Origin of the sequence: Thermomonospora catenispora, assembly GCF_006363815.1 — a bacterium.
Classification (GTDB): domain Bacteria; phylum Actinomycetota; class Actinomycetes; order Streptosporangiales; family Streptosporangiaceae; genus Thermomonospora; species Thermomonospora catenispora.
This window is the reverse complement of the sequence record NZ_RRYT01000001.1, coordinates 249,652-270,386: the sequence shown is the minus strand read 5'-3', so window position 1 is coordinate 270,386 and position 20,735 is coordinate 249,652. Positions and strand designations below refer to the sequence as shown.

The 20,735-nt window shown below is 71.6% G+C and carries 22 protein-coding genes and 4 tRNA genes; 21 read left to right on the top strand and 5 right to left on the bottom strand.

The genetic code is table 11. The features are described from left to right. Positions 1-244: 244 nt before the first annotated feature. Both htpX and EIO00_RS01295 read left to right on the top strand, forming a co-directional pair. Entirely contained in the window at positions 245-1,099 is an 855-nt protein-coding gene (gene htpX, locus EIO00_RS01300) for a zinc metalloprotease HtpX (protein WP_140174861.1), read from the top strand. Between the two features lie 50 nt (positions 1,100-1,149). Beyond that, the gene (locus EIO00_RS01295) at positions 1,150-1,416 is read left to right on the top strand and encodes a helix-turn-helix domain-containing protein (RefSeq protein WP_140174859.1); all 267 of its coding nucleotides are present in this window, start codon (positions 1,150-1,152) and stop codon (positions 1,414-1,416) included. Positions 1,417-1,653: 237 nt separating this feature from the next. Here the strand turns inward: EIO00_RS01295 and EIO00_RS01290 are convergent, their stop codons facing one another. Continuing rightward, positions 1,654-2,145 (bottom strand): YajQ family cyclic di-GMP-binding protein, encoded by a 492-nt coding sequence (locus tag EIO00_RS01290; RefSeq protein ID WP_140174857.1) that lies wholly within the window; start codon positions 2,143-2,145, stop codon positions 1,654-1,656. A gap of 192 nt (positions 2,146-2,337) precedes the next feature. Here EIO00_RS01290 and EIO00_RS01285 point away from each other — a divergent pair. Further along, a tRNA-Tyr gene (locus EIO00_RS01285) sits at positions 2,338-2,422 on the top strand. A 231-nt stretch (positions 2,423-2,653) separates the two neighbouring features. Here EIO00_RS01285 and EIO00_RS24710 read toward each other — a convergent pair. Next, positions 2,654-3,106, bottom strand: a complete 453-nt coding sequence (locus EIO00_RS24710) for a hypothetical protein (RefSeq protein ID WP_140174855.1) — start codon at positions 3,104-3,106, stop codon at positions 2,654-2,656. A gap of 131 nt (positions 3,107-3,237) precedes the next feature. Beyond that, the gene (locus EIO00_RS01275) at positions 3,238-4,905 is read right to left on the bottom strand and encodes a hypothetical protein (protein WP_140174853.1); all 1,668 of its coding nucleotides are present in this window, start codon (positions 4,903-4,905) and stop codon (positions 3,238-3,240) included. Between the two features lie 63 nt (positions 4,906-4,968). Here EIO00_RS01275 and EIO00_RS01270 point away from each other — a divergent pair, with 63 nt between their 5' ends. The 9 genes from EIO00_RS01270 (at position 4,969) to EIO00_RS01230 (ending at position 12,061) form a co-directional block, all read left to right on the top strand. After that, positions 4,969-6,099, top strand: a complete 1,131-nt coding sequence (locus tag EIO00_RS01270) for an acyl-CoA dehydrogenase family protein (RefSeq protein ID WP_140174851.1) — start codon at positions 4,969-4,971, stop codon at positions 6,097-6,099. A 239-nt stretch (positions 6,100-6,338) separates the two neighbouring features. Continuing rightward, positions 6,339-6,411: transfer RNA gene (locus EIO00_RS01265), tRNA-Thr, on the top strand. 746 nt (positions 6,412-7,157) lie between these two features. Next, entirely contained in the window at positions 7,158-8,381 is a 1,224-nt protein-coding gene (locus EIO00_RS01260) for a PP2C family protein-serine/threonine phosphatase (protein ID WP_140174849.1), read from the top strand. Positions 8,382-8,607: 226 nt separating this feature from the next. Continuing rightward, positions 8,608-8,681 (top strand) — tRNA-Met (locus tag EIO00_RS01255). A 76-nt stretch (positions 8,682-8,757) separates the two neighbouring features. Then, positions 8,758-8,922: a 50S ribosomal protein L33 gene (rpmG, locus tag EIO00_RS01250; RefSeq protein WP_012854674.1), complete on the top strand. Its 165-nt coding sequence runs from the start codon at positions 8,758-8,760 to the stop codon at positions 8,920-8,922. A 196-nt stretch (positions 8,923-9,118) separates the two neighbouring features. Next, positions 9,119-9,556: a MaoC family dehydratase N-terminal domain-containing protein gene (locus tag EIO00_RS01245; RefSeq protein WP_140174847.1), complete on the top strand. Its 438-nt coding sequence runs from the start codon at positions 9,119-9,121 to the stop codon at positions 9,554-9,556. Next, positions 9,556-9,981 carry a MaoC family dehydratase gene (locus EIO00_RS01240; RefSeq protein ID WP_140174845.1) on the top strand — a complete coding sequence of 142 codons (426 nt, stop codon included), beginning with the start codon at positions 9,556-9,558 and terminating at the stop codon, positions 9,979-9,981. The genes EIO00_RS01245 and EIO00_RS01240 overlap by 1 nt, the downstream gene beginning before the upstream one ends. Positions 9,982-10,173: 192 nt before the next feature. Beyond that, positions 10,174-11,250: a UDP-N-acetylmuramate dehydrogenase gene (locus EIO00_RS01235; protein ID WP_140174843.1), complete on the top strand. Its 1,077-nt coding sequence runs from the start codon at positions 10,174-10,176 to the stop codon at positions 11,248-11,250. A 130-nt stretch (positions 11,251-11,380) separates the two neighbouring features. Further along, positions 11,381-12,061 (top strand): GntR family transcriptional regulator, encoded by a 681-nt coding sequence (locus EIO00_RS01230; protein WP_206664002.1) that lies wholly within the window; start codon positions 11,381-11,383, stop codon positions 12,059-12,061. Here EIO00_RS01230 and EIO00_RS01225 read toward each other — a convergent pair. Both EIO00_RS01225 and EIO00_RS01220 read right to left on the bottom strand, forming a co-directional pair. Then, positions 12,015-13,103, bottom strand: a complete 1,089-nt coding sequence (locus tag EIO00_RS01225; protein WP_140174838.1) for an adenosine deaminase — start codon at positions 13,101-13,103, stop codon at positions 12,015-12,017. The genes EIO00_RS01230 and EIO00_RS01225 overlap by 47 nt on opposite strands. Positions 13,104-13,352: 249 nt before the next feature. Beyond that, positions 13,353-14,573: a pyridoxal phosphate-dependent aminotransferase gene (locus EIO00_RS01220; protein ID WP_140174836.1), complete on the bottom strand. Its 1,221-nt coding sequence runs from the start codon at positions 14,571-14,573 to the stop codon at positions 13,353-13,355. Positions 14,574-14,834: 261 nt separating this feature from the next. Here EIO00_RS01220 and EIO00_RS01215 point away from each other — a divergent pair. From EIO00_RS01215 to rplJ, 9 genes are all read left to right on the top strand, one after another. Further along, positions 14,835-14,907: transfer RNA gene (locus tag EIO00_RS01215), tRNA-Trp, on the top strand. Between the two features lie 130 nt (positions 14,908-15,037). Further along, a complete protein-coding gene (secE, locus tag EIO00_RS01210) occupies positions 15,038-15,289 on the top strand; it encodes a preprotein translocase subunit SecE (RefSeq protein ID WP_140174834.1) in 252 nt (83 codons plus the stop codon). 69 nt (positions 15,290-15,358) lie between these two features. Continuing rightward, positions 15,359-16,084 (top strand): transcription termination/antitermination protein NusG, encoded by a 726-nt coding sequence (gene nusG / locus EIO00_RS01205; RefSeq protein ID WP_140174832.1) that lies wholly within the window; start codon positions 15,359-15,361, stop codon positions 16,082-16,084. A 281-nt stretch (positions 16,085-16,365) separates the two neighbouring features. After that, complete coding sequence (gene rplK, locus EIO00_RS01195) at positions 16,366-16,794, top strand: 50S ribosomal protein L11 (RefSeq protein WP_140174830.1); 429 nt, start codon at positions 16,366-16,368, stop codon at positions 16,792-16,794. Positions 16,795-16,857: 63 nt separating this feature from the next. Continuing rightward, complete coding sequence (gene rplA, locus EIO00_RS01190; protein WP_140174828.1) at positions 16,858-17,562, top strand: 50S ribosomal protein L1; 705 nt, start codon at positions 16,858-16,860, stop codon at positions 17,560-17,562. 253 nt (positions 17,563-17,815) lie between these two features. Continuing rightward, positions 17,816-18,805, top strand: coding sequence for an SCO4651 family lipoprotein (locus EIO00_RS01185; RefSeq protein WP_140174826.1), 990 nt, complete (start codon positions 17,816-17,818; stop codon positions 18,803-18,805). A gap of 89 nt (positions 18,806-18,894) precedes the next feature. After that, positions 18,895-19,269, top strand: coding sequence for a hypothetical protein (locus tag EIO00_RS01180; protein WP_140174824.1), 375 nt, complete (start codon positions 18,895-18,897; stop codon positions 19,267-19,269). Beyond that, positions 19,236-19,814 (top strand): SCO4651 family lipoprotein, encoded by a 579-nt coding sequence (locus EIO00_RS01175; protein WP_140174822.1) that lies wholly within the window; start codon positions 19,236-19,238, stop codon positions 19,812-19,814. Before EIO00_RS01180 ends, EIO00_RS01175 begins: the two co-directional genes overlap by 34 nt. 366 nt (positions 19,815-20,180) lie before the next feature. Next, on the top strand, positions 20,181-20,720 hold the full coding sequence (gene rplJ / locus EIO00_RS01170; RefSeq protein ID WP_140174820.1) for a 50S ribosomal protein L10: 540 nt from the start codon (positions 20,181-20,183) through the stop codon (positions 20,718-20,720). The last annotated feature ends 15 nt before the right edge of the window (positions 20,721-20,735 follow it).

The window sequence follows — 20,735 nt, the reverse complement described above, 5'->3', positions numbered from 1 at the left end:
TCGGTTCGGCGGGGCCCGGCGCCGTGCCGGGCGCCGTGGTCGGAGAGGTCCGGGCGGTGTGCGCGGCAGGGGTCGGGCGGCGCGTCCGACGGGGCGCGGGCGGTCGCCCGGCGGGGCCCGTCCAAGCGGCGTCCTGGAACGTTGACGCAGGTCAAACCGTTAATCACACGGTACGCCGTACGGGGCGACGCGGCTGGACATACCACCGCACACGGCACTGTCGGTATCGGGGAGGCTGGCGAAAGTGCAGTTCAACGGTGTCAAGACGGCCGCACTGCTCGGCGCGCTCGCGGCGCTGATGCTGGCGGCGGGCTGGGCGCTGGGCGGCACCACCGGGCTCACCATCGCAGCGATCATCGCGCTGGCCACCAACGGCATCGCCTACTTCTTCAGCGACCGCATCGCGCTGAGCTCCATGCGCGCCCACCCGGTCGGCGAGGTCGAGGCCCCCGTGCTGTACCGGCTGGTCCGTGAGCTGTCCACCGCGGCCCGGCAGCCCATGCCCCGGCTGTACGTGTCGGAGACCCCGCAGCCCAACGCGTTCGCCACCGGCCGCAACCCGCGCAACGCCGCCGTCTGCTGCACCCGGGGGATCCTGCAGATGCTGGACGAGCGGGAGCTGCGCGCGGTGCTGGGACATGAGCTGTCGCACGTCTACAACCGCGACATCTTGATCTCCTCGGTGGCCGCCGCCATCGCCACCGTCATCACCTACCTGTCCCACCTGGCGATCTTCCTGCCGATCGGGCGCTCGGAGGACGACGAGGGGCCGGGACTGCTCGGCGCGCTGCTGATGGTGATCCTGGGCCCGATCGCGGCGGCCGTGGTGCAGATGGCCATCAGCCGGACCCGGGAGTATCAGGCCGACGCCTCCGGGGCGCAGCTCACCGGCGACCCGCTGGCGCTGGCCTCGGCGCTCCGCAAGATCGAGGCGGGCACCCGGGCGATGCCGCTGCCGCAGGACCCCGAGCTGGCCACCACCAGCTCGCTGATGATCGCCAACCCGTTCCGCGGTGGAGGCATCGGCCGGCTGTTCTCCACCCACCCGCCGACCACCGAGCGCATCGCCCGGCTGGAGCGGATGGCCGGGCACCGCTGAGGGAAAACGATTCCCATACCGGTATTTCCATCCCGGGTACAGTCGTCCCCATGGTGCGCACCCCGCTGACCGATGAAGAACGCGACCGCGGCCGGGCGCTCGGCCGGGCGCTGCGGGCCGCCCGAGGCGCGCGCAGCGCCGCCGATGTGGCCCGGGAGGCCGGCATCTCCCTGGACACCCTCCGCAAGATCGAACGGGGCGCCATCTCCGCCCCCGCGTTCTTCACGGTCGCCGCGCTGGCCCGGGTGCTGGATCTGGACCTGGACGCCCTGGCCCGCGATCTGATGCCCGACCGGCGAACCCCGCTGGCCGGCTGAGCCCGTGCGATCGGGCGGCTTCGGCGGCCGGACGACTTCACCGATCGGCCATGAACCGGAGCACCCTTCGCGGCGTCCCACCACATGGGAACGCCGGAGGCCAGTCGGCGGGGTACGGCCTTCGGCGTTCCCCTCGCAAACCCCCCGGGCCTCGCAATAGGCGCGGGCGAAGCCCGGGAACGTCACGCGGCCGGAGTCCGATCCGGCCGCGCGGATCCGGCCGCGTGACGCTCTTGCTCAGCGGTAGTTGACGAACTGCAGGGCCACGTCCAGATCCTTGCCCTTCAGCAACGCGATCACCTGCTGCAGGTCGTCCTTCTTCTTCGAGCTGACCCGCAGCTCGTCCCCCTGGATCTGGGTCTTGACGCCCTTGGGCCCCTCATCCCGGATGATCTTGCTGATCTTCTTGGCGTTCTCCTGGGAGATGCCCTCCTTGAGCCCCACCGTCAGCTTGTAGAGCTTGCCCGACGGCCGAGGCTCCCCGACGTCCAGGACCTTCAGCGAGACCTTCCGCTTGACCAGCTTGTCCTTCAGCACGTCCAAAATCGCGTTGGCCCGCTCCGCGGAGTTGGCCTGGATCTCAATGGCCTGCCCCGACCACTTGATGCCGGCGTCGACGTTGCGGAAGTCGAACCGGTTGGCCACCTCCTTGGCCGCCTGGTTGACCGCGTTGTCGACCTCCTGCCGATCCAGCTTGGACACGATGTCGAACGAGCTCTCGCCGGCCATCCCTCACCCTTCCATAGCTCACGTCACGGCCCTGCAAGGCCCCACTGTCCAACCCACGTAGCCCTCAACCCTAGTCAGCCCGCCGCTTCCGCCGACGCGTCGCCACGACCGCAGCCGGATCGCTCGCCCCTCGATGTCACGAGCACTCGTCATGTCCGCTAAGCTTTCCTCGTCGCCAGCAACGAGGCGCAAGGCGGGTTGCCCGAGCGGCCAAAGGGAGCGGACTGTAAATCCGTCGGCTCAGCCTACCCAGGTTCAAATCCTGGACCCGCCACCAGCAGCCGAACGGCCCCTGACCAGGGAGAACCTGGGCAGGGGCCGTTCGCGTTCACGGTCGGTCGCATGCAGCCGAACGTCGTCGAATGCGGCTTCCTGTCACCGGCCCCGGAGAAGCACGGAACCTGCCTGGATGCATCTGTGCAGGTGGGCCCATCGAGAGCGGCGGCTGCGCCGTGCCTGCTCGCTCGGAGTTCTCGCCGATAGGGCAGGAAACGGGGGCAGGAAGAGGTCAGCGCACCGCCCACTCCTCTTGGGGCACGAAACCGAGCTGGGCGTCCGCCACACCGGGAGCCCACTCGCGGGCGACGAAGACCGGCCGGGTGAGCAGGAGGTCTCCGGCCCGTTGGGTGCGTATCACGAGTCCGAGCTCTTCCGACCCCCATGAGCCGTCCTGGGAGTGGCAGACCTCTGCCCGTCGTGACTCGGCGTACCGCGTGAACCGGTCCTCCAGTTCGGTCGGCTCGCAGCCCGCCGGCGACAGATCCTCCAGCACGACCTGGGGACCGCGGAACGCGTCGACCGCGACGCACATCAGCCGCCCGGAGTCCCCGTAGTACGTCGTCACGGCCGCGTCGCCGAACTCGGCCGGGGAGCCGGGACGCCACGCCACCGGCGGGGTGGCGCCGAGCGCCGCGACGACTTCCCCATGGCTCATCCCGAACCGCAGCGACCCCACGCTCACGAACGGGACGACGGTCCACCGAGGCCGGTCAGATCGGCCCGCCTCATGTCCGGGAGCCCGCATATCTCTCCGACGAACGAATCCTCCCTCGGGCCGGAGCACGGAGTCCGCCATGGCCTCTCACAAAGACCTCAGGGGGACTCGGCGTTGGCCAGGCCGGTGCGGTACCAGTCGGGCATGTGCTCCGGCGAGCGCGGGAACCTCCGCTGCTCCAGGGCGATGTCCTCCGGCGTCGCGGGGACGGACGGCTGGTTCTGGCGGTCGTAGTCGATGGTGTACCGGCCCGGAGGGGTCAGGGAGAGACGGCAGGAGAACCATGTGCCCCTGCCCTCGGCGTACATGCCGGTGCGCAGGTTGTCCAGCGACGTCAGGACCTGGTGGGGAGGCGACCACGCCCGGGTGGAGCCGTCGGACATGGTGAGGGTCCCTCTGACCCCGACGAACCGGCCGATGCTCTCGAAGTCGATGGTCAGCTCCCGCCAGCCTGCGGGGAGGACGTCCAGCAGGCTCACGGTGATCTCCTCCAGCCGCTCCATCTGCTCGATGGGGTTCAGCTGCACGGGCGGCAGGGGCGTCTGGGCCTGCCGCTGCGGCGGCGACTGGGGCGGTGACGGCTGGGAGAAGGGCGGGGCAGCGGCCGGGGGAGCGGGGGATGCGGCCTGAGGGGCCGGAGGAGCGCTCTGCGGAACCGGAGATGCGGCCTGGGGAGGGCCGCCCTGCCCCCTGGCCGGGGCTCGTCCCCTCTCCGGGGCGCGCATGGCGGCCGCGGGTTCCTTGGCCTCGGCGATGTGGGCCCACCAGCCGGCCAGGTCGTCCGCGGTGTGCTGCCCCTCGACGGTCAGGGAGGCGGTCATCAGGGGATGCCGGCGGCCGGGGTTCCAGGAGCGCTGGTAGGAGGGCGGGTCCAGGACGACGACGCGGGTGCCGTTCACCGCGGGGATGTCGGCGGGGACGCCCTCGTTCCAGATCCAGTCGCCGTGGGCGTCGACCAGGTTCCACCAGCCGACGACGGGCGGGGTGCCGGGCTCGACCTCCCCGGAGGTGAAGCAGGAGATCCACCGCGGGTCGGCCGCCTCGCCGGGCAGCCCGTCGGGGTGGCCGACCAGGGCGCCGCCGAGGAGGGTGTGGAGCTGGAAGTTGTCGCCGATGCCGCTGATGGTGACGGTCCAGCCGCGGCGGCTGGCGCGGTCGAGGACCAGCAGCCGTTCCCCGTCCAGCACCCGCAGCAGCTCGGCGGTCCATCCCGCCGGGGCGAAGTACTGCTCCAGCTCGGCGAACACCGACGACCGGCGCTCCCGGTCGGACACCGCGCCGCGGACCATCGGAGAGGTCGCCAGCATGGTGCGGGCGCTCAGCGTGAACTGCGGCATCGCGAACCAGGACAGCATCGCGGCCACCGGGTCCTCCAGGTGAGGGCCGACGGTGTCGACGATCTCCTGGGAGGGGCCGGACTCCTCGGGGTCGGGCGGCTCGGAGCCGGTGGCCTTCTGCCAGGCGTTCGCGAACTCGTGCGCGGCGGCGGCCACCCCGGTGGCGGTCTCGATGACGGCCAGGCCGGCCGGCTCGGGGGAGGCTCCGCGTTCGACCCAGGCGCCGGCCATGACCGCCAGCCAGCAGCCGAGGTTGGGCGGCGCCTGGGCGATGCCCTCGGCCATCGCGGGCAGCGCGGCGGTGAGCTCGGCGGGGGGAAGCCCCTGCGCCTCCTGCATCACGCGGGGGAACAGGTCGCCGAACGCCTGATCCCTCGTCACGGCGGCGCGGACCAGGTCGTCGATCAGACGGGGAAAGCCCTCAAGCATGATCGCCAGCCTTCCACACCCCACTGACGGTCAATCTTGGAATGGAGTTCTAGAATCCGTCTCATGGATGCTCAGGACTTCGCCGACGTGCTCGACGCGGTGCGCAGCTTCGTGCGCGAGCAGGTGATCCCTCGGGAAGAGGAGATCGAGGAGACCGACTCGATCCCCGAATCGCTGCGGCAGGCCGCGCGAGAGATGGGGTTGTTCGGGTATGCGCTGCCGGAGGAGTACGGCGGGCTCGGCCTGTCGCTCAGCGAGGAGGTGCGGCTGGTCTTCGAGCTCGGCTACGCCAGCCCCGCGTTCCGCTCGATGTTCGGCACCAGCAACGGCATCGCCGGTCAGGTGCTGGTCAACGCCGGCACGCCGGAGCAGAAGGCCCGGTGGCTGCCGAAGCTGGCGTCCGGCGAGGTCGTCGGCGCGTTCGCGCTCACCGAGGCGGAGGCCGGCTCCGACCCCAGCACGCTGTCCACCAGCGCGGTCAAGGACGGCGACGAGTACGTGCTGAACGGCGCCAAGCGGTTCATCACCAACGCCCCCGAGGCCGACGTGTTCATGGTGTTCGCCCGCACCGGCGGCCCCGGCTCGCGCGGCATCTCCACCTTCCTGGTGGAGCGGGACGCCCCCGGCCTGAAGGTCGGCCCCCCGGACCAGAAGATGGGCCAGCGCGGCGCGCACACCGCCGAGGTCTTCTTCGACGACGTCCGCGTCCCCGCCGACGCCATGGTCGGGCCCGAGGGCACCGGGTTCCGCACCGCCATGGCGTCCCTGGCGCACGGCAGGCTGAGCATCGCCGCCGTCTGCGTCGGCCTGGCCCAGCGCATCCTCGACGAGACCGTGGCGTACGCCAAGGACCGCGTCCAGGGCGGCCGCACGATCGGCGAGTACCAGCTCGTGCAGGGGATGATCGCCGACTCCCAGACCGAGCTGTACGCCGGACGCGCCATGGTGCTGGAGGCCGCCCGCGCCTACGACGCCGGGGAGGACCGCAAGCTCGGCCCGTCCTGCGCCAAGTACTTCTGCTCGGAGATGCTCGGGCGGGTCGCCGACCGCGCGGTCCAGGTCTTCGGCGGCATGGGCTACATGCGCGGCGTGCCCGTCGAACGCTTCTACCGCGACGCCCGGCTGTTCCGCATCTACGAGGGCACCAGCCAGATCCAGCAGCTGGTCATCGCCCGCCGGCTGCTGAACGGTTGACCCGCCCGTCCCGGGGCGGCCCCTGGGGCGCCGGTGTGCGGACCAGGCGACCCGCGCGCCGCCCGGCCGCCCGATCCACCGGTCCGGACACGGCCCGTCTCCCCTCGGAGGCGGGCCGTTCGCCGTCCGTCCGCCGGCTCCGCACCGGCCTGCGCGGACCCCGTGCGAGGAGGGACGGATCAATCGATTTCTCATCCGGCGCGCACTCCGTGTATGGTTTCAGTGCGCAAGCGACGCAGGCCCCTTTAGCTCAGTCGGCAGAGCGTCTCCATGGTAAGGAGAAGGTCTACGGTTCGATTCCGTAAAGGGGCTCTCGAGCGGTGAGCCGCCACCCGAGGGATCGGGTGGCGGCTTCAGCGTTTCACAGGCGTCTCTCACGAGCGCTTCGCCCGGTGATCCGAGCCCGATGTGATCGGGATCCGATGTGATCCCGGCCCGGCGATGCCCGCCGTCCCGCCCGCCCTGCCGGCACAGGTGGCCTCAAATGACCGCAGGCGGGTGCATACCGCTGCGGACGGCACGGCGGCAGGGGGGAGGTCCCGCGGGGCGTGAGCGGGCTCGCCTCGCCGGGCCGGCCCGCCGCCCGTGCGGTTTCCGACCCGGACGCGTCGCCCCCTCCCGCGCCGGACGCATCGAACGCGCCGGGCGGACACGTTCGCCGCGGGGCGTGAGCGGGCATCGCTCGCGGTGACGCCGCAAGGAGCCCGACTCGTGAACGCCCCCGCCCGTCCCGACCGGGGACGGTCGCCGGTCCGGCGCATCACCGGCTGGACTCCGGCCCAGGCGGCCCGGGTCGTGTTCTTCCTCGTCGTGGAGATCGCGGCGCTGCTCCGCAAGGCGCCCGGCGACGCCTTTCTCCGGGCGCTGGTGCTCGCCGTTCCGGCTGCGCGAACGGGTGCCGGTGCCGGTCCGGGCCGTCCGGCCGGCGGTGCAGGTCGGGTTCGGGATCCGGCTGATCGGGCACCTGACGTTCGGCTGGTGGTCGCTCTGAGCTGGTTTCGGGTGGATTTTTCTGCTCCGGGTAGCCTCGGGCTGAGGTATCGCTAGGAGCCCGATTGATGGAAAATTCCGGCGATCGGATGCTGGGCGCCGTAGTGAGCGGCAGCCATCTGATCTCGTTCGAGGACCTGCCGGCCCTGATCGCCGAGGGGGCGCAAGCCTTCGGCCTGGACCTGCCGTTGATCTATGTCGCCGATCTGCAGCAGCGGATGCTGATGCCGCTGCCGCGCCAGCAGGACGCGTTCGGCCGGCCGCTGACGCCGATGCGGATCGACGGCTCGGTGCCCGGCAAGGCCTTCCGCGGGCAGTCCATCGTGCGCAGCAACCGGGCGTTCGGCGTCCACCCGAGGCGGCACGATCCGCAGCGGCTCTGGCTGCCCCTGCTGAACGGCGCCGAACGGCTCGGGGTGCTCGGGGTCATCATCGGCGCCGACACCGAGGACGTCCGCGAGCGGGCGCGTCAGCTCGCCGCCGTGGTCACCCTGCTGCTGGCGAGCAAGCGGAGCTCCAGCGACACCTACGCCCGGCTGACGCGGACCGCCTCCACGACGCTGTCGGCGGAGGTGACCCGCAGCCTGATGCCGCCCAGCACGTTCGCCACCGGGGACATCGTGATCAGCGCGGCCACCGAGCCGATCTACGAGGCCGGCGGGGACGCCTATGACTATGCGCTGAGCGGCGAGACGCTGCACCTGTCGATCTTCGACTCCATGGGGCACGACACCGCCGCCGGGCTGACCAGCACCATCGCGATGGCCGCCGGCCGCAACGCGCGGCGGAGGGGCGCCGGGCTGAGCGAGCGGGCCGACGAGATCGACGAGGCGATCGCCGGGCAGTTCGCCGAGCAGCGGTTCGCCACCGGGGTGCTGGCCGACGTCGACATCGGCACCGGCATGGTGAGCTGGATCAATCGGGCCCATCCCGCACCGCTGGTGATCCGCCGCAACCGGCACGTGGCCGATCTGGACAGTCCGCCGTGCACTCCGATGGGCTTCCGGATGGAGCGTTCCCCGCCGCCGGCCCGCTACCAGCTCGAGCCCGGAGACCGGCTGATCTTCTACACCGACGGCGTGGTGGAGGCCACCGACGCCCGGCAGGAGCGTTTCGGGCTGGAACGCTTCGTGGACTTCATCATCCGCTGGGAGAGCGACGGGCTCTCGGCCCCCGAGACCCTGCGCCGGCTCGTCCACGCCGTCCTGGAGTACCAGGGCGACCGGCTGGACGACGACGCCACCGTGCTGATGGTGGAGTGGCGCGCCGGCACGGGGAGGCTGCGGCCGTGACCCCGGCCCGTCCGCGGCGGGCGGAAAAACTCATGTCAGAGTTGCTCTCCGGCTCTGGTAACCTCTGTGATGACCCTTCGATCGAGGCCCGGCCACGTCATCGCGGCCCGGCTCGTCGAAGGAGCGGAAACCCGAGTCGACGGCTCGTCAGAGCGTCCGGCTCGCCTGTTTCCGCGGTCCGTTCCCGGACCGGTATCCTTATCGACCGGTCTGGACAGACCATCACGGCGAGGTAGCTCAGTCTGGCAGAGCAAGCGGCTCATAATCGCTGTGTCGCCGGTTCAAGTCCGGCCCTCGCTACTATCTCCGGCCCCCGTCACCCGGCGGGGTGCCGGGGTGCGCATGTCCATGTCCCTCGTCAGAAAGGCACTCCCACGTGGCCGCCACCGACGTCAGGCCGAAGATCACGCTGGCCTGCCAGGAGTGCAAGCACCGCAACTACATCACGCGGAAGAACCGGCGCAACGACCCGGACCGCCTCGAGCTGAAGAAGTACTGCCCGAACTGCCGGTGCCACCGGGTGCACCGCGAGACGCGCTGAGGCGTCGCGACCCCGGTCGCGACGGCCCGGCCGGGCGGACCGCTCGGCGTGCGCCGCGCCGCGTTCGGCTCCTGTCCTGTCGCGTTCAGCCCGCTCTCCGAGACCTGCGAGAGCGGGCTGAACGCTGTTCTGTTACGGTCACGCAGAGGATGCTGCGGGCACAGGGCCTCGCGACCCTGCGAGCAAGGACGGATGCATGCCACTGAACCGTGATTTCATCGGGCGGACCTTCCCGCCGACCGCCCCATACGAGGTCAGCCGGGTCAAGATCCGGGAGTTCGCCGACGCCATCGGCGACCCCAACCCGATCTACCGCGATCGCGAGGCGGCCAAGGCCGCCGGATATCCCGACGTCATCGCGCCGCCCACCTTCCCCATCGTGATCTCGCTGGGCGGCGAGGCGCTGGCGGACCCCGAGCTCGGCCTCAACTTCGCGATGGTCGTCCACGGCGAGCAGCGTTTCGAGTACACCCGTCCGGTCCGGGCCGGGGACGAGCTGGTGTGCCGGACGACCATCACCGAGATCAAGACGATCGGCAACAACGAGAAGATCGAGCTGCGCACCGAGGTCACCACCGTCGACGGCGAGCCGGTCTGCACCGCCTACAACACGATCGTGGAACGGGGGGCCTGATGACCGCCAGCGTGAAGTACGACGAGGTCGAGGTCGGCACCGAGATCCCGGCCCGCACCTTCCACGTCGACCGGGCCAACCTGGTCATGTACGCGGGGGCGTCGGGCGACTTCAACCCGATCCACTGGCGGGAGAGCTTCGCCAAGCAGGTCGGCCTGCCCGACGTCATCGCGCACGGCATGTACACCATGGCCCAGGCCGGCCGGTTCATCACCGACTGGGTCGGCGACCCCGGCGCCGTCCTCGATTACGGCGTGCGGTTCTCCGCCCCGGTCGTGGTGCCCGACGAGGGCGGCGCCGACATCGAGGTCAGCGGCAAGGTCGAGGAGAAGCTCGAGGACAACAAGGTCGTCGTGGCGCTCACCGCCCGCTGCGGCGGGCAGAAGGTGCTCACCCGCGCCAAGGCGGTCGTCCGCCTCGCCTGAGGCGCCGCGACCCGGGTCCTGCACACCGGAGCATGCGCGCGGCTTCCCGAGGGCGACGCCCCGGGACGCCGCGCCCTCGACGCCGCCGGGCCGCCTCGGCGGGTCCGCCGGGCCCGGGACGGCCCGCCGACATCGAGGCCGACCCCCACCCCGCGACGGCATTCCGAGAGAACGGGCACATAAGCTGAGCCGATGGCCGTGCACTGCGAGAACGTGAAACTGGCCGCCTACACCACGCTGCGCCTCGGCGGCCCGGCGCGCCGTTTCGTCGAGGCCGCCACCGAGGACGAGCTGATCGAGGCCGTCCGGCGGGCCGACGAGGAGGGGCAACCGGTGCTGGTGCTCGGCGGCGGCAGCAACCTGGTGGTCTCCGACGAGGGCTTCCCCGGCACCGTGGTGCACGTCGCCAGCCGCGGCGTCGCCTACCGCACCGACCGGGACCATCCCGGCAAGGTGCTGGTCACCGCACAGGCCGGCGAGGAGTGGGACCCGCTCGTGGCCCGCTGCGTGAGCGACGGGCTGGCCGGTGTGGAGTGCCTGTCCGGCATCCCCGGCCTGGTCGGCGGCACCCCCATCCAGAACGTCGGCGCCTACGGCCAGGAGGTCGCCCAGACCATCGTCGCGGTGCGGGCCTACGACCGGCGCACCGGCCGCGTCGTCACCGTCGACCATGACGCCTGCGGCTTCACCTACCGCAACAGCGTCTTCAAAGGCACCGACCGCTATGTGGTGCTGGAGGTGACGTTCGCGCTGGAGGAGGCCGAGGAGTCCACCCCCATCGCCTACGCCGAGCTGGCCCGCGCCCTGGGCGTGCGGCCGGGGGAGCGGGTGCCGCTGCGCGACGCCCGCAAGGCCGTCCTGGAGCTGCGCCGCGGCAAGGGCATGGTGCTGGACCCCGCCGATCCCGACACCCGCAGCGCCGGATCGTTCTTCACCAACCCGATCCTGGACGCCGACCAGCTCGCCGAGCTGGAACGCCGCGTCGCCGAGCGGCTCGGGCCCGAGGCGACCTTCCCCCGCTACCCCGAGAGCGACGGGCGCACCAAGACCTCGGCCGCCTGGCTGATCGACAAGGCCGGGTTCAGCAAGGGGCACGCCCTCGGCCCGGTGCGCATCTCCACCAAGCACACCCTCGCGCTGACCAACCCGGACGGCACCGGCACCACCGCCGACCTGCTGGCCCTGGCCCGCCAGGTGCGCGACGGGGTCCGTGCGGCGTTCGGCGTCGAACTGGTCAACGAGCCCGTCATGGTCGGCGTCAGCCTGTGAAAACGATCCGGTCAAGACCGGCCGGTCACAGCGTTCCCCACCCGCCGTCGGCGGCGCATCATGAAGAGGGGACCCTTGCGGCCGCGGCGCCCCCGCCGCGGAAGGGTCCCGATGGGGCGGGTGCGACGCAGTGGTGCCATCGCGGAGGGTCATCGCCAGACCGCAGTTGAGCGACGAGGTCGCCGCGAGGCTGCGCGAGCAGATCATGGACGGTCGGGTCCGCCCCGGCGAGTACCTGCGCCTGGAACGGCTGGCCGCCGAGTTCGGCATCAGCGTCACCCCCGTCCGCGAGGCCCTGCAGTCGCTGCGCAGCCAGGGCTTCGTCCATCTGGAGCCCCGCCGCGGCTTCGTGGTCGCCCCGCTGTCCCGGCAGGACGTGGCGGACCTGTTCTGGGTGCAGGCCGGGATCGCCGCCGAGCTGGCCGCCCGGGCCGCGGACGCCATCACCACCGGCGTCCTCCGGGAGCTGACCGGCATCCAGGAGGCGCTGCGGCGGGCGGTCGCCGACGGCCGGACCGACCTGGTCGAGGAGCACAACCACGCCTTCCACCGGTCGATCAACCTGGCCGCCGGATCCGCCAAGCTCGCCTGGTCGCTGTCGTCGGTGGCCCGCTACGTCCCGCGCGGCCTGTACGGGCGGCTGCCGGACTGGCCGCGCACCGCCCTGCAGGACCACGAGGCGGTGCTGCAGGCGCTGACGCGGGCCGACCCCGACCAGGCCGCCGCCGCCATGCGCGCCCACATCACGCGGGCCGGCGAGCTGCTCATCGTCCACCTGGAACGGCGAGGGCTGTGGAACGGGAGTCGCTGACCCGCCCGGCCGGCGAGGCCAGCCAGGCGTCGATGTCGGCCAGCAGCCGGGTGCGGACCTCCTCGGGGGCCGCCGACCCTTGGACCGAGGCGCGGGCCAGCTCGGCCAGCTCCGCGTCGGTGAAGCCGTGCTCGGTGCGCGCCAGCTCGTACTGGCGGGCCAGCCGGGACCCGAACAGCAGCGGGTCGTCGGCGCCCAGCGCCAGCCGGGCGCCGGCCTCGAACAGGGCCCGCAGCGGCACGTCGGCGGCCGACGGGGCCACCCCCAGCGCCACATTGGAGGTCGGGCAGACCTCCAGGGTCACCCCCCGCTCGACGATCCGGTCCAGCAGCGCCGGGTCCTCGATCGCCCGCACCCCGTGCCCCAGCCGGTCCGCGCCCAGGAACTCCAGGCACTCCCGGACGCTGGCCGGACCCAGCAGCTCCCCGCCGTGCGGCGTGGACAGCAGCCCGCCCCGCCGGGCGATCCGGAACGCCCCCTCGAACTCATAGGCCCGGCCGCGACGCTCGTCGTTGGACAGCCCGAACCCCACGACCCCCCGGCCGGCGTAGCGCACCGCCAGCCGGGCCAGCGTCTTGGCCTCCAGCGGATGCTTGGTGCGGTTGGCGGCGATCACCACGCCGATGCCCACCCCGGTCGCCGCCTCGGCCTCGCGCGCGGCCTCCAGCACCAGCTCCACGGTCGGCGTCAGCCCGCCGAACCGCCCCGCGTACCCGCTGGGGTCGATCTGGATCTCCAGCCACCGGGACCCCTCGGCGGCCTCGTCCTCGGCCGTCTCCCGCAGCAGCCGGTGCACGTCCGCGGGTTCCCGCAGCACCGAGCGGGCGATGTCGTACAGCCGCTGGAACCGGAACCAGCCGCGTTCGTCGGTGGCCCGCAGCCTCGGCGGCCAGTCCTCCACCAGCGCGTCCGGCAGGTGCACCCCGTGCCGTCCGGCCAGCTCCACCAGCGTCGAGTGCCGCATCGACCCGGTGAAGTGCAGGTGCAGATGCGCCTTGGGCAGTGTCCGGATCGAGCGGACGGTCGTGACATCGGCCTCCATGACCCAACTTTGCCGGATCCGGTCGCCGGCGTGGCCCGCGTCGCCGCACAACCACCCGTTCGGGCCATGCCCGGGCCATGGGCGCATGACCCGTCCCGACCCCGGCGGGAGGGGCCGGAGCGGACCCGCCGCGCCGCGGAAGGGCCGGCGCACCGATCCCGTCGAGATCCCGTCGAGGTCTCCTCCAGGCCCCTCGAGGTCCTCGTCAAGGGCGGCGGGTCCGCCGGGCCGGGCGGGACGCCGGCGGGGTCAGCGCGCCTCGGACAGCAGCTTGGCGACCCGGCTGACGCCCTCGACCAGGTCCTCGTCGCCCAGCGCGTACGACAGGCGGAAGTAGCCGGGGGTGCCGAAGGCCTCGCCGGGGACAAGGGCCACCTCGACCTCGGTGAGGATCAGCTCGGCCAGCTCCACGGTCGTGGCGGGGCGCTTGCCGCGGATCTCCTTGCCGAGGACGCCCTTGACCGACGGGTAGGCGTAGAAGGCGCCCTCCGGCTCGGGGCACACCACGCCGGGGATCTCATTGAGCATCCGCACCATCGTGCGCCGACGCCGGTCGAACGCCTCGCGCATCCGCGCCACCGCCGACAGGTCGCCGGTCACCGCGGCCAGCGCCGCGGCCTGGGAGACGTTGGCGACGTTGGAGGTCGCGTGCGACTGCAGGTTGGTGGCGGCCTTGACCACGTCCTGCGGGCCGATCAGCCAGCCCACCCGCCAGCCGGTCATGGCGTACGTCTTGGCGACCCCGTTGAGCACCAGCGTCCGATCGGCCAGCTCGGGCACCACGACCGGCATCGAGTGGAACTCGGCGTCGCCGTAGACCAGGTGCTCGTAGATCTCGTCGGTGACCACCCACAGCCCGTGCTCGGCGGCCCACCGGCCGATCTCGGCGATCTGGTCGCGGGTGTAGACCGCGCCGGTCGGGTTGGACGGCGACACGAACAGCAGCACCTTGGTGCGCTCGGTGCGGGCCGCCTCCAGCTGGTCCACGCTCACCCGGTAGCCGGTGCTCTCGTCGGCCGTCACCAGCACCGGGACGCCCCCGGCCAGCTTGATCGACTCCGGGTAGGTGGTCCAGTACGGGGTCGGCACCAGGACCTCGTCGCCCGGGTCCAGCAGCGCTGCGAACGCCTCGTACACCGCCTGCTTGCCGCCGTTGGTGACCAGCACCTGGGAGGCGTCCACCCGGTAGCCGGAGTCGCGGGCGGTCTTCTCGGCGATGGCGGCGCGCAGCTCGGGCAGCCCGCCGGCCGGCGTGTACTTGTGAAAGCGCGGCGTCCGGCAGGCGGTCACCGCCGCCTCGACGATGTAGTCCGGGGTCGGGAAGTCCGGCTCTCCGGCGCCGAACCCGATCACCGGCCGGCCCGCGGCCTTCAGCGCCTTGGCCTTGGCGTCCACGGCCAGCGTGGCGGACTCGGAGATCGCGGCGATCCGCGCGGAGATGCGAGGTCGGTCAGTGCTCATGGGTCCCATGCTTCCAGACCCCTCTCGCCGGCTTCAGCCGAGTGCCGCATCCGGCGGGGCGGCGGGGGACGCCCGGGCCGCGGAGGCCGTCGCGCGGCCGGGCGCCGCGCCCGTGCGGAGCCCCGGGGGAGGCGCCCGGGGCGGCGTCGCGCCGCAGGTGAGGGTTTCGGTTCGACTCCGGGCGATCGTGCACGTACACTCAACGACTTAGTGGCGACCTTCAGCATGCCGCCCGTCCCCAACGGGCGGCTAAGCTTGGAGTGACCACGAAGGGCAGTAGCTCAATTGGTAGAGTCCCGGTCTCCAAAACCGGCGGTTGGGGGTTCGAGTCCCTCCTGCCCTGCGAAGTGCGGTGCCCGCACCGGTGCGCCTTCACCGGCTGCCATGCCTGGGCTGGGCGTCGGTGGGTACGCCGCGGCGCAGGCGCGTACGGACCACGGGAGTGGTTGATTCCGACCGATAGGTGAACGGCGATGGCGACTGAGATGCGCGGCGAGCCCGCGACCAAGGACTCCGACAAGGAGCGCAAGTCCGCGCGCAAGCGGACGTCTCCTGTCCTGTTCGTCCGTCAGGTCGTCGCCGAGCTGCGCAAGGTGATCTGGCCCACCCGCAGCGAGCTGATCAACTACACCCTGGTTTCACTGGTCTTCGTGTTGGTGATGGTGGGGATCGTCGCCGGGCTGGACTGGGCTCTCCAGCAGGGCGTCTTCGCCGTCTTCGGCTGACGGCCCGCGGGCCCGTCGGTCGCTTACGCCACCGTTCCGCTGTCGACAACGAACGAGAGAAGAGTCACCGTGTCCGAGTCCCCACAGCCCCCTCACGAGGCCGCCGAAGAGGCCGGGTCCGCTGCGGAGGCTGCGGTCGAGCCGACGGAGAACGGCTCCGAGGACCAGGTCGAGGCCGCCGCGCAGGAGCAGGAGCCGGCCCCCGACCCGTACGCCGACTTCAAGCGCGAGCTGCGGATGCTGCCCGGCGAGTGGTACGTCGTCCACTCCTACGCGGGGTACGAGAACCGGGTCAAGTCCAACATCGAGACCCGGACGCAGTCCCTGAACATGGAGGACTACATCTTCCAGGTCGAGGTGCCCCAGCACGAGGTCACCGAGATCAAGCAGGGCAAGCGGCAGAAGGTCAACGAGAAGATGCTGCCGGGCTACATCCTGGTCCGGATGGAGTTGACCGACGAGTCCTGGGCCGCGGTCCGCAACACCCCCGGCGTCACCGGTTTCGTCGGGCTGTCCAACAAGCCGTCCCCGCTGAGCCTGGACGAGGTCGCCCAGCTGCTGGCCCCCAAGCCGGAGGAGCCCGCCGCCAAGGACAAGGAGCAGGCGACCAAGGTCGCCCCCGAGGTGGACTTCGAGGTCGGCGAGTCGGTCACCGTGATGGACGGCCCGTTCGCCACCCTGCCCGCCACGGTGAGCGAGATCAACGTCGAGCAGCAGAAGCTGAAGGTCCTGGTGTCGATCTTCGGACGGGAGACCCCGGTCGAGCTGTCCTTCAACCAGGTCTCCAAGATCTGATCCGGGTCCGCCCGTCCGAACGCGCGGCCCGGGCCGGTCGGTTCCGCCGCACCCTGCGGCGCCCCGCCGCCCGGGGCGCACGGCACAGGGCCGCGGGCCGCGCCTCCGCCTGATCGGGCGGGGCCGCTCGCAGGCGGACGCCGCGATCGCGGCGTCGATCCCGCCCCGGCGGGAACGGCGCACGACAGGGTCCCTACATGGCGGATGTGTTCCGGCCGCCATGTTGCCCGCACAACCGGGAGTCGGGACCAGGCGAAACAGGAACGAGAAGGAAGGCTCGCATGCCTCCCAAGAAGAAGATCGCTGCCGTAGTCAAGGTTCAGCTGCAGGCCGGCCAGGCGACGCCGGCGCCGCCGGTGGGTACCGCGCTGGGTCCGCACGGCGTGAACATCATGGACTTCTGCAAGCAGTACAACGCTGCCACAGAGTCCCAGCGCGGCAACGTGGTCCCCGTCGAGATCACCATCTACGAGGACCGCTCGTTCACCTTCGTCACCAAGACCCCGCCGACGCCGAAGCTGATCCTTAAGGCCGCCGGGCTCGAGAAGGGCAGCGGCGAGCCGCACAAGAACAAGGTCGGCTCCATCACCCGCGAGCAGGTCCGGGAGATCGCGCAGACCAAGATGCCCGACCTGAACGCCCGCGACCTGGAGGCCGCCGAGAAGAGCGTCATCGGCACCGCCCGTTCGATGGGCATCGAGATCAAGTAACGCACCTGTGTGGAAGGGCCCGGCGCTGGCCCGTACCACGAACTCTCACCGTCGGGAGCAGACATGAAGCGCAGCAAGGCCTACCGCAACGCCGCCCAGCTCGTCGACCGGGAGCGGCTCTACACCCCGGCCGAGGCCGTGGAGCTGGCCCGCAAGACCTCCACCGTCAAGTTCGACGCCACCGTCGAGGTGGCCATCCGGCTCGGGGTGGACCCGCGCAAGGCCGACCAGATGGTCCGCGGCACCGTCAACCTGCCGCACGGCACCGGTAAGACCGCCCGGGTGCTGGTCATCGCCGGCGGCGCCAAGGCCGAGGAGGCCCGCGGCGCCGGGGCCGACTACGTGGGCGCCGACGACCTCATCGAGCGGATCCAGGGCGGCTTCCTGGACTTCGACGCGGTGGTCGCCACTCCGGACATGATGGGCAAGGTCGGTCGCCTGGGCCGGATCCTCGGTCCCCGCGGCCTGATGCCCAACCCCAAGACCGGCACGGTCACCATGGACGTGGCCAAGGCGGTCTCCGACATCAAGGGCGGCAAGATCGAGTTCCGGGTGGACCGGCATGCCAACCTGCACTTCATCATCGGCAAGGTGTCGTTCGACGAGCGTCAGCTGCTGGAGAACTACGCGGCGGCGATCGACGAGGTCCTCCGGCTCAAGCCGACGGCCGCCAAGGGCCGGTACCTGAAGAAGATCACCATCACCACCACGATGGGTCCGGGCATCCCCGTCGACCCGAACGCGGCCCGCACCCTGGCCGCGGCCTGATCGCGGCCCGATCGCGCAGCATCCTCCGCAGGGGGCGCTCCCGGGGAACCGGGGACGCCCCTGCGACGTTTCCACCCCCTCAGAGTCCGCCCGGGGGCCCGCCCGGAAGCCCGATCGGAGTCCGCTCGGCGTACGTCGTGAGGCGGACGGCCGGCGAGGGGTTTCGTACCGGCGAGGGATGCCGCCCGCCGCGGCCTTGTCGAGACTGGACCGTGAGCGAGACGACATACGGCGATAGAGAGGACATCTCTTCATGGCACGCCGAACGACTCTCTTCCGGCGGTCCGGCGCCGACCTGCCCCCGGCGGGTGCGGAGCGTCCGGGGACGGCGAGGCGCGGCACCGGCGGCGCCGAGGGGGCCCCACAGGCCCGCCGAACAGCCGGCCGGACGACCCGCCGGGCGAGTGCGGCCGCCGCGACGGGCGCCGTGCTGGCCCTGTCCCTGACCGGATGTCTGGGCGGCTCGGGCGACGACCCGGTGCGCGGCGCCGGCGACACGACCCGACTCCCGGCGAACACGGTGCTGGTGAAGGCCTCGCAGCGGACCGGGCAGGCGGACACCTTCGAGGCCGACCTGACCGTCACCGACGGCGACACGACCATCCGCGGCTCCGGGGCCGTCCGGCTGCGGCCCGCCCCGGCGTTCACCGCGACCTTCGACGAGGTGCGGGTGAACGGGCAGACCCTGCCCGCCGCCGGCAGCCAGGTGATCCTGCTGAACGACGTCCTGTACGCCAAGGTGCCGCAGCTCGCCCAGATGTTCACCGACGGCAAGCCGTGGCTGCGGATGAACCTGGATCAGGTGAGCCGGCGGGCCGGGGTCGACCTCGACCGGATCACCTCGGCGGTGCAGCGGATCAACCCGGCCGAGCAGACCGCGATGCTGACCGCCTCCAAGGACGTGCGCCGGGTCGGCGAGGAGAAGGTCGAGGGCGTCCCCACCACCCGGTACACGGGCACGGTCACGCTGCAGGAGGCGCTGTCCCGGCTGGACGAGCAGGCCCGGGAGAAGGTCCGGCGGTGGCATGCCGACGGCTCCGAGCGGCTGGCGTTCGACATCTGGGTGGACGCCGAGAACCTGCCGCGCAAGCTGGTGCTGAAGGGCACCGCGGACGGCCGGGAGAACTCGACGGTGACGGTGCTGTACCGGGACTTCGGCGAGCCGGTGACGGTGAACGCGCCGCCCGCCGACCAGGTCGGCGACGTGACCGACCGGCTCGGGCGGCTCCCGGGCGGGGGGTGACGACCGGAACGGGCCACAGCTCCGGAAAACGGCGGCTTGCGGGATAACGTGCAAGATCGCAAGTGATCCGTTTCGGGGGAAAGGGCCCGATGATGTACCGCCGACTGACCGCGACGGTCGCCGCGGGCGGCGCTCTGCTGCTCGCACTCACCGGATGCCTCGGTGACGGGGGCGAGAAGGCGACCGGCCAAAGGCCCGAGGGCGCCGACGGCGCGGACAAGATCCCCGCCGCCCAGTACATGGCCCAGGTCTCCAAGAAGACCGAGCAGACCGACACCTACAGCATGCGCATGGTCACCAGCGGGGAGATGACCGAGCAGGGTCAGACCGTGAAGGCCGAGAGCGAGGCGCGGGTGCAGGTGCGGCTGCGGCCGGAGCCGGCGATGAAGGGCACGATCGTCATCCGCGGCACGGGGCCGGGGATGGGGGCGTGGGATCCTCCGCGTCCGCGGACAAGCCGGTAGAGATGATCATGATCGGCGGGACCATCTACATGAAGATGGATCTGCCGCAGGGGGCCGCCGGGGGCAAGCCCTGGCTGAAGTTCTCGACGGGCGAGTCCATGGCCGAGGCCCTGACGCAGAGTGAGCAGTACTCCCCGTCCCGGATGGCCCAGATGCTGACCACCGCGCCGGACGTCCGCCGGGCGGGCGAGGAGACGGTCGAGGGGGTGCGGACCACCCGCTACTCCGGCACCGTCGACGCGAACACGGGCCTGAACGTCCTCGACCCCAAGGACCGTCGGGCGGTGGAGAAGCAGCTGCAGGAGCTCGGCGCCCGGGCGATGATCGTCGACCTGTGGGTGGACGACCAGGGCCTGCCGCGCAAGCAGCACGTCAAGCTCGACATGAAGCAGGGCCGTCTGGAGATGACCGCGCACTTCTCCGACTACGGCGAGCCGGTGCAGATCAGCGCGCCGCCGGCCGACCAGGTGGGCGACTTCGACGAGATCTTCAAGGGCCTGGAGGACATCGTGAACGGCGCCAAGCCGCCCACGGCGGGCTCCTGAGGCTCCCGGTCGCGCGGTCGGTCTCCGGGCTCACCGGGGGCCGGCCGCCGGCGGATTCCACGCCGGAGCCCGACGGTTTCCGCGGCCGGGGGCCCGGCGGATTTTGCGGCCGGGGTTCGGCGGATTTTGCGGCCGGGGTTCGGCCGCGTACCCTTGACTGTTGCCGAAGACCGCCGGCCGTCGCCCGCCTGGGCGACCGAAGGTCCGCTGACCATGCGGACGGCCTGCGCAGGCTAGAGGAGAGCGATCCATGTGTGTCCGTACGGACACGTGTGTCCACGCCCCGTGCGCCTGCGCCGGGGCGTCTGTGTTGTCTGCGGCCCTTCACGCCGGCGGCCTGAACCCCAGGTAATCGGAAGGAGGCCCATGGCGAAGGCCGACAAGGCGGCCGCGATCGCTGAACTCACCGAAGAGTTCAACAGCTCCAGCGGCGCCGTGCTGACCGAGTACCGCGGGCTCACTGTGGCGCAGCTGAGCGAGCTGCGCCGCAACCTCGGTGACAACGCGAAGTTCACCGTGGTGAAGAACACGCTGACCAAGATCGCGGCGAACTCCGCCGGGGTCGACGAGGAGTTCACCAAGCTCCTGGCCGGTCCGTCGGCGATCGCGTTCGTCAAGGGCGACGTGGTCGAGGCCGCCAAGGGGCTGCGTGACTTCGCCAAGGACAACCCGCTGCTGGTGATCAAGGGCGGCGTCATCGAGGGCAAGCCGATGGACGCCGCCGAGATCAACCGCCTCGCCGACCTGGAGTCGCGCGAGGTGCTGCTGGCCAAGCTGGCGGGCGCGATGAAGGCCACGATGGCGAACGCCGCCGCCACCTTCAACGCCCTGCCGACCCAGATGGCCCAGCTGGCGGAGGCCCTGCGGGCCAAGCGCGAGGAGTCGGGCGAGGGCGAGGCCGCGTAAGGCCCCGTCGGCGCG

Bases quoted from the DNA above. Each gene is read 5' to 3' on its own strand.
- EIO00_RS01270 (WP_140174851.1), top strand. From the start codon at position 4,969: ATGGATGCTCAGGACTTCGCCGACGTGCTCGACGCGGTGCGCAGCTTC.
- secE (WP_140174834.1), top strand. From the start codon at position 15,038: ATGGCGACTGAGATGCGCGGCGAGCCCGCGACCAAGGACTCCGACAAG.
- rplA (WP_140174828.1), top strand. From the start codon at position 16,858: ATGAAGCGCAGCAAGGCCTACCGCAACGCCGCCCAGCTCGTCGACCGG.
- EIO00_RS01225 (WP_140174838.1), bottom strand. From the start codon at position 13,103: ATGGAGGCCGATGTCACGACCGTCCGCTCGATCCGGACACTGCCCAAG.
- EIO00_RS01245 (WP_140174847.1), top strand. From the start codon at position 9,119: ATGCCACTGAACCGTGATTTCATCGGGCGGACCTTCCCGCCGACCGCC.
- rplJ (WP_140174820.1), top strand. From the start codon at position 20,181: ATGGCGAAGGCCGACAAGGCGGCCGCGATCGCTGAACTCACCGAAGAG.
- EIO00_RS01235 (WP_140174843.1), top strand. From the start codon at position 10,174: ATGGCCGTGCACTGCGAGAACGTGAAACTGGCCGCCTACACCACGCTG.
- EIO00_RS01295 (WP_140174859.1), top strand. From the start codon at position 1,150: ATGGTGCGCACCCCGCTGACCGATGAAGAACGCGACCGCGGCCGGGCG.
- EIO00_RS01290 (WP_140174857.1), bottom strand. From the start codon at position 2,145: ATGGCCGGCGAGAGCTCGTTCGACATCGTGTCCAAGCTGGATCGGCAG.
- EIO00_RS01220 (WP_140174836.1), bottom strand. From the start codon at position 14,573: ATGGGACCCATGAGCACTGACCGACCTCGCATCTCCGCGCGGATCGCC.
- EIO00_RS01260 (WP_140174849.1), top strand. From the start codon at position 7,158: ATGGAAAATTCCGGCGATCGGATGCTGGGCGCCGTAGTGAGCGGCAGC.
- EIO00_RS01275 (WP_140174853.1), bottom strand. From the start codon at position 4,905: ATGCTTGAGGGCTTTCCCCGTCTGATCGACGACCTGGTCCGCGCCGCC.
- rplK (WP_140174830.1), top strand. From the start codon at position 16,366: ATGCCTCCCAAGAAGAAGATCGCTGCCGTAGTCAAGGTTCAGCTGCAG.
- EIO00_RS01180 (WP_140174824.1), top strand. From the start codon at position 18,895: ATGATGTACCGCCGACTGACCGCGACGGTCGCCGCGGGCGGCGCTCTG.
- EIO00_RS01185 (WP_140174826.1), top strand. From the start codon at position 17,816: ATGGCACGCCGAACGACTCTCTTCCGGCGGTCCGGCGCCGACCTGCCC.
- EIO00_RS01240 (WP_140174845.1), top strand. From the start codon at position 9,556: ATGACCGCCAGCGTGAAGTACGACGAGGTCGAGGTCGGCACCGAGATC.